Below are 4,905 nucleotides of genomic sequence, written 5' to 3' on the forward strand. Positions count from 1 at the left end.
CCAGGTACGAGATGAATGAACAATGAATGTGCCGGATGGCAGCGTCGCCTTATCTGGCCTACAGAACGCAGCAATTTGTAGGTCTGATAAGCGTAGCGCCATCAGGCACTAACCGTCACGGTGCAGGATAGGTATACACCTGATGCACCGCTTCAATCTCTGCCAGTACTTCTTCGCTCAACTCCAGATGCAGGCTTTCAACGTTGGTTTTTAGCTGCTCCATCGTCGTGGCTCCCAGCAGGGTGCTGGCGACAAACGGCTGACGACGCACGAATGCCAACGCCATTTGCGCAGGATCCAGATTATGGCGTTTCGCGATATCCACATAGGCCGCAACGGCTTTTTGCGTTTGCTCGCCGCTGTAACGCGTGAAACGGCTAAACAGCGTATTGCGTGCACCGGCAGGCTTCGCGCCGTTCAGGTATTTACCGGTTAATGTACCGAAGCCAAGGCAAGAGTAGGCCAGCAGTTCAACGCCTTCATACTGGCTCACTTCCGCCAGTCCAACCTCAAAGCTGCGATTCAGCAGGCTGTAGGGGTTCTGGATGGTGGCGATGCGCGGCAGATCGTGTTTGTCCGCCAGGTGCAGGTAGCGCATCACGCCAAACGCGGTTTCATTGGACACGCCGATGTAGCGAATTTTCCCCGCGCGCTGAAACTCTGCCAGCGCGTCCAGCGTATCCAGCAGCGAAACGACTGGCGCAGAGTCCGTCCAGCTGTAGCCTAACTTACCAAAGCAGTTGGTCGGGCGCTGCGGCCAGTGAACCTGATACAGATCCAGGTAATCGGTTTGCAGTCTTTTCAGGCTGTCGTGCAGCGCTTCACGGATATTTTTACGGTCCAGCGCCTGATTCGGTCGAATACCGCTGTCGTTGTTACGTGAAGGTCCACTCACCTTAGAAGCAACGATTAGCTTTTCACGGCTGCCGTGTTTGGCGAGCCAGTTACCTACGTAGGTTTCGGTGAGACCCTGGGTTTCAGGACGCGGCGGTACCGGATACATCTCGGCAACGTCGATCAAATTTATGCCTTGTTCTACGGCATAATCGAGCTGTGCATGTGCGTCGGCTTCGCTGTTTTGTTCACCAAACGTCATTGTGCCCAGCCCCAGTGTACTGACTTCAAGCGAGCTGTGGGGTATACGGTGATATTGCATAGCCGTTTCCTTTTTATAATCACGACATAAGGATTATAAAAATGGCTGAGGGAAGAGAAAAAGGGAAGTAAAATTGTTAAGGCCAGCGCGCTGCTGACCTCAACCATCAGCGTTCAATGATTTGAGACACATCATCGCGATTAATCTGCATCGCATTGCCTTGCTGGTCGTGATAGCTCACCAGACCGGTATCATCGTCAATTTCTGGTTTTCCATCGGTCAGGATCATTCGACCATCTTTTGTCGCCATTACATAGTCACTGCTGCATCCGGAAACGGCAAAAGCCAGTCCTACGGCGGAAATCAAAACTGCCCATTTTTTCATCTGCTTATCCTCACATGGCCTGCATCTGACAATAGTTTAGTAATAACGCGAAGTTGTGCATGGCGAAAGCAGTAAAATCTTAAACTGTGAGAAGAGGTAGGTGTGGCGCGCATTCGCTCCCCGTGCGGGGAGCGATGGATTTCATCAGAGCGGATTTTTTTTATTACGCCACAGGTTCAGGGTCTCTACCGCAATAGAGAAGAACATGGCGAAATAGATATATCCTTTCGGAACGTGGACGTCGAAACTTTCCAGAATTAGCGTGAAACCGACCAGAATCAGGAACGAGAGCGCCAGCATTTTTACCGAAGGATGGCGATCGACAAAATCGCCAATCGGGCGTGCAGCAAACATCATCACACCCACGGCAATCACCACTGCCGCCATCATGATAAACAGATGATCGGACAAGCCTACCGCAGTAATCACGGAATCCAGGCTGAAGATAATGTCTAACAACATGATCTGCACAATCGCGCCCAGAAAAGAGGAAACGCGGGTTTTCAGCCCCTCTTCCTCACCTTCAATGGATTCGTGGATCTCCTTACTGGCTTTCCAGATCAGGAACAATCCCCCCAGTAGAAGGATCAGGTCGCGCGCTGATATTGCCTCGCCAAACACTTCGAATAGCGGGTTTGTCAGACGCGTTACCCAGGCAATAGAGGCGAGCAGTGCCAGACGCATGATCATCGCCGCCGCAAGCCCAATACGTCGGGCATGATTGCGTTGCGCTGTCGGGAGTTTGGCTACAACCAGAGAGAGGAAAATAATATTGTCGATCCCAAGAACGATCTCCAGCAGCGTCAGCGTACCGAGCGCAAGCCAGGCGTTAGGATCGGTTATCCATGCAAATAACATCGAACAAAGTCCTGCCAAAAAAAAGAAGCGGTAATTATAGGCCCGTAACGCGGCGGGTGAAAGACCGGACGGTGCCTATTGCGCCTGGAACAAGAAATGTCGCTCAAGCAATGCGCGCGTGAAGTTCTTTTTCAAGTAAAAACCGCGTGGTAGGGTCAGGATGGGTTCGCCATGGGCGCCAATGGCCTCGGTAAGCGCTCGGGCGTTGGCGGCTTTAGGACGCAGCTGTAGCACTTCCCCATGGCGGGCAGTGATGCGTTCGACGTGGCCTAACACTATCATGTCCATCAACTCTTCCCAGTCCAGACGCAATTGCAGGTCTTCTTCTTCATTCGGGCTCCACAGCAGGGGAGAGCCGACGCGGCGCTCAGCCAGCGGGATGCTGCGTTCGCCTTCTACCGGGATCCACAGAACGCGTTTAAGTTTGTGCCGCACATGGCTGGTTTCCCAGGTAACGCCGGTATTGCCGGTTAACGGTGCCACGCACACAAAGGTGGTTTCCAGCGGTCTGCCAAGGCTATCCACTGGGATTGTTTTCAGCTCCACGCCCAGCGCCGCAAAATCCTGCTCCGGTTTGCTGCCCGCACTGGCGCCGAGCCAGATTTCCAGTAGCACGCCAATCCAGCCTTTATCGCGCTTGAGATCCTTGGGGGCGACGAGTCCCGCCATTGCCGCCAACTCTCCCAGCGCGTAGCCCGAAAGCAGCTGTGCCTGGCTCAACAACTGGGCTTCAGATTCAGGGGGAGAAAGCAGCGGATGGAGTTCTGACATCGGGTTAACCCTTAGGTGAAAAAATGAGCAAAGATTTTATACCGTGTGGACAGAGTTTATCTTTTTCCACATGCTTTATTCAATTCTATGATTTATATTGGTTTTTAGATTCACATACGCAGAGTTGCGCAACAGCGAAGCGGGTTTTCCAATTCTGGTCACTGACAATGAACAGGATCTTACACCATGTTATCCACAGAAAGATGGGATAACTGTGAAAAACCCCCACTACTGTTTCAATTTACAGCCTTGACGTGCGACGAAAATCGAATTTTCACACAAATTGTGCCTAACTTATTGGCATAATCTGTGGATAAAACCAACGCTGGTCGATCTTTCATCAGCCTGAAGATCGTGTGCGTGATATACGTCACGTTTCTATGGGTTTATTTGCGCTGAACGGTTTTAACTTTATGAATATAGAAGACTATTTTTGATATGTGACGAATGTCTTATTCGGACTGTTCTGGGTTTTCCCATAGTAATTCCGTACTTCTTCACAACTATATCCACAGAAAAGGTGAATAAAATCGCCTTGCTTGCCCTTCTTCTGTTTATAACTCCGCCCTTAGCTGTGAGTTATTCAATTGTTATTAGAGTATCGCGCCCTTAACAGAGTGGTTTACCGCCTCTCTGGAGTGTGAAACAATCGTTTGTATATAAGGTTTATATTGAGGTAGTCCGGTGATTGATGACGATGGCTACCGCCCGAATGTAGGGATAGTAATTTGTAACCGCCAGGGGCAGGTCATGTGGGCCCGGCGATTTGGTCAGCACTCCTGGCAATTCCCGCAAGGTGGGATAAATGCAGGAGAGACAGCAGAGCAGGCGATGTACCGGGAACTCTTTGAAGAAGTGGGTCTCAGTCGTAAAGATGTACGGATCCTTGCTTCTACTCGTAACTGGTTGCGTTACAAGTTACCGAAACGTTTGGTGCGTTGGGACACGAAGCCGGTTTGTATCGGCCAGAAACAAAAATGGTTTCTTCTGCAATTGGTCAGCAGCGATGCTGAAATCAATATGCAAACCAGCAGTACACCTGAGTTCGACGGCTGGCGCTGGGTGAGTTACTGGTATCCGGTTCGACAGGTGGTGTCATTTAAACGCGATGTCTATCGCAGGGTGATGAAAGAATTCGCAAGTGTTGTCATGGCGCTTCAGGAGAGCACTCCTAAGCCGCAAAGCGCACCTGCGTACAGACGTAAAAGAGGTTAAGCTACGCAAATTATGCTCACCCGCCTGCGCGAAATAGTCGAAAAGGTGGCCAGTGCTCCGCGTCTGAATGAAGCGCTGAATATTCTGGTTACCGACATCTGTCTTGCGATGGATACAGAGGTCTGTTCGGTTTACTTGGCCGATCACGATCGACGTTGTTATTACCTCATGGCGACCCGGGGACTGAAGAAACCGCGTGGTCGTACTGTCGCACTCGCGTTTGATGAAGGTATCGTTGGCCTGGTTGGCAGGCTGGCGGAACCTATCAACCTCGCCGATGCGCAAAAACATCCCAGCTTTAAATACATCCCTTCGGTAAAAGAAGAGCGCTTTCGTGCGTTCTTAGGCGTACCGATTATTCAGCGCCGTCAGCTGTTAGGTGTGCTGGTGGTCCAGCAGCGCGAATTGCGCCAGTACGATGAAAGTGAAGAGTCTTTCCTCGTCACGCTCGCTACGCAAATGGCGGCGATTCTTTCGCAGTCGCAGCTTAACGCGCTGTTCGGCCAATACCGGCAAACGCGCATCCGCGCATTGCCCGCCGCCCCTGGCGTGGCAATAGCCGAAGGCTGGCAGGATGCGA

6 protein-coding genes are annotated in these 4,905 nt (G+C 51.4%); 2 read left to right on the forward strand and 4 right to left on the reverse strand.

Going from position 1 to position 4,905, the window contains the following annotated elements; genetic code table 11:
* Positions 1-115: 115 nt before the first annotated feature.
* The 4 genes from FDW87_RS12225 to mutH form a co-directional block, all read right to left on the reverse strand.
* Positions 116-1,156 (reverse strand): NADP(H)-dependent aldo-keto reductase, encoded by a 1,041-nt coding sequence (locus FDW87_RS12225; protein ID WP_016154278.1) that lies wholly within the window; start codon positions 1,154-1,156, stop codon positions 116-118.
* Between the two features lie 106 nt (positions 1,157-1,262).
* Complete coding sequence (ygdR, locus tag FDW87_RS12230) at positions 1,263-1,481, reverse strand: lipoprotein YgdR (protein WP_000758660.1); 219 nt, start codon at positions 1,479-1,481, stop codon at positions 1,263-1,265.
* Positions 1,482-1,625: 144 nt separating this feature from the next.
* On the reverse strand, positions 1,626-2,339 hold the full coding sequence (locus FDW87_RS12235) for a TerC family protein (RefSeq protein WP_016154277.1): 714 nt from the start codon (positions 2,337-2,339) through the stop codon (positions 1,626-1,628).
* 75 nt (positions 2,340-2,414) lie between these two features.
* A complete protein-coding gene (mutH, locus tag FDW87_RS12240; RefSeq protein ID WP_137379799.1) occupies positions 2,415-3,110 on the reverse strand; it encodes a DNA mismatch repair endonuclease MutH in 696 nt (231 codons plus the stop codon).
* A gap of 684 nt (positions 3,111-3,794) precedes the next feature.
* Between mutH and rppH the strand changes: the two genes are divergently transcribed.
* Both rppH and FDW87_RS22455 read left to right on the forward strand, forming a co-directional pair.
* On the forward strand, positions 3,795-4,325 hold the full coding sequence (gene rppH / locus FDW87_RS12250; RefSeq protein WP_003825602.1) for an RNA pyrophosphohydrolase: 531 nt from the start codon (positions 3,795-3,797) through the stop codon (positions 4,323-4,325).
* Between the two features lie 12 nt (positions 4,326-4,337).
* The coding region (locus FDW87_RS22455) for a GAF domain-containing protein (protein WP_252363143.1) at positions 4,338-4,905 on the forward strand (568 nt) is incomplete at its 3' end.

The sequence above is a fragment of the Citrobacter sp. wls826 genome (assembly GCF_005281245.1).
Lineage (GTDB): Bacteria > Pseudomonadota > Gammaproteobacteria > Enterobacterales > Enterobacteriaceae > Citrobacter > Citrobacter braakii.

Bases quoted from the DNA above. Each gene is read 5' to 3' on its own strand.
- FDW87_RS12225 (WP_016154278.1), bottom strand. From the start codon at position 1,156: ATGCAATATCACCGTATACCCCACAGCTCGCTTGAAGTCAGTACACTG.
- ygdR (WP_000758660.1), bottom strand. From the start codon at position 1,481: ATGAAAAAATGGGCAGTTTTGATTTCCGCCGTAGGACTGGCTTTTGCC.
- FDW87_RS12235 (WP_016154277.1), bottom strand. From the start codon at position 2,339: ATGTTATTTGCATGGATAACCGATCCTAACGCCTGGCTTGCGCTCGGT.
- mutH (WP_137379799.1), bottom strand. From the start codon at position 3,110: ATGTCAGAACTCCATCCGCTGCTTTCTCCCCCTGAATCTGAAGCCCAG.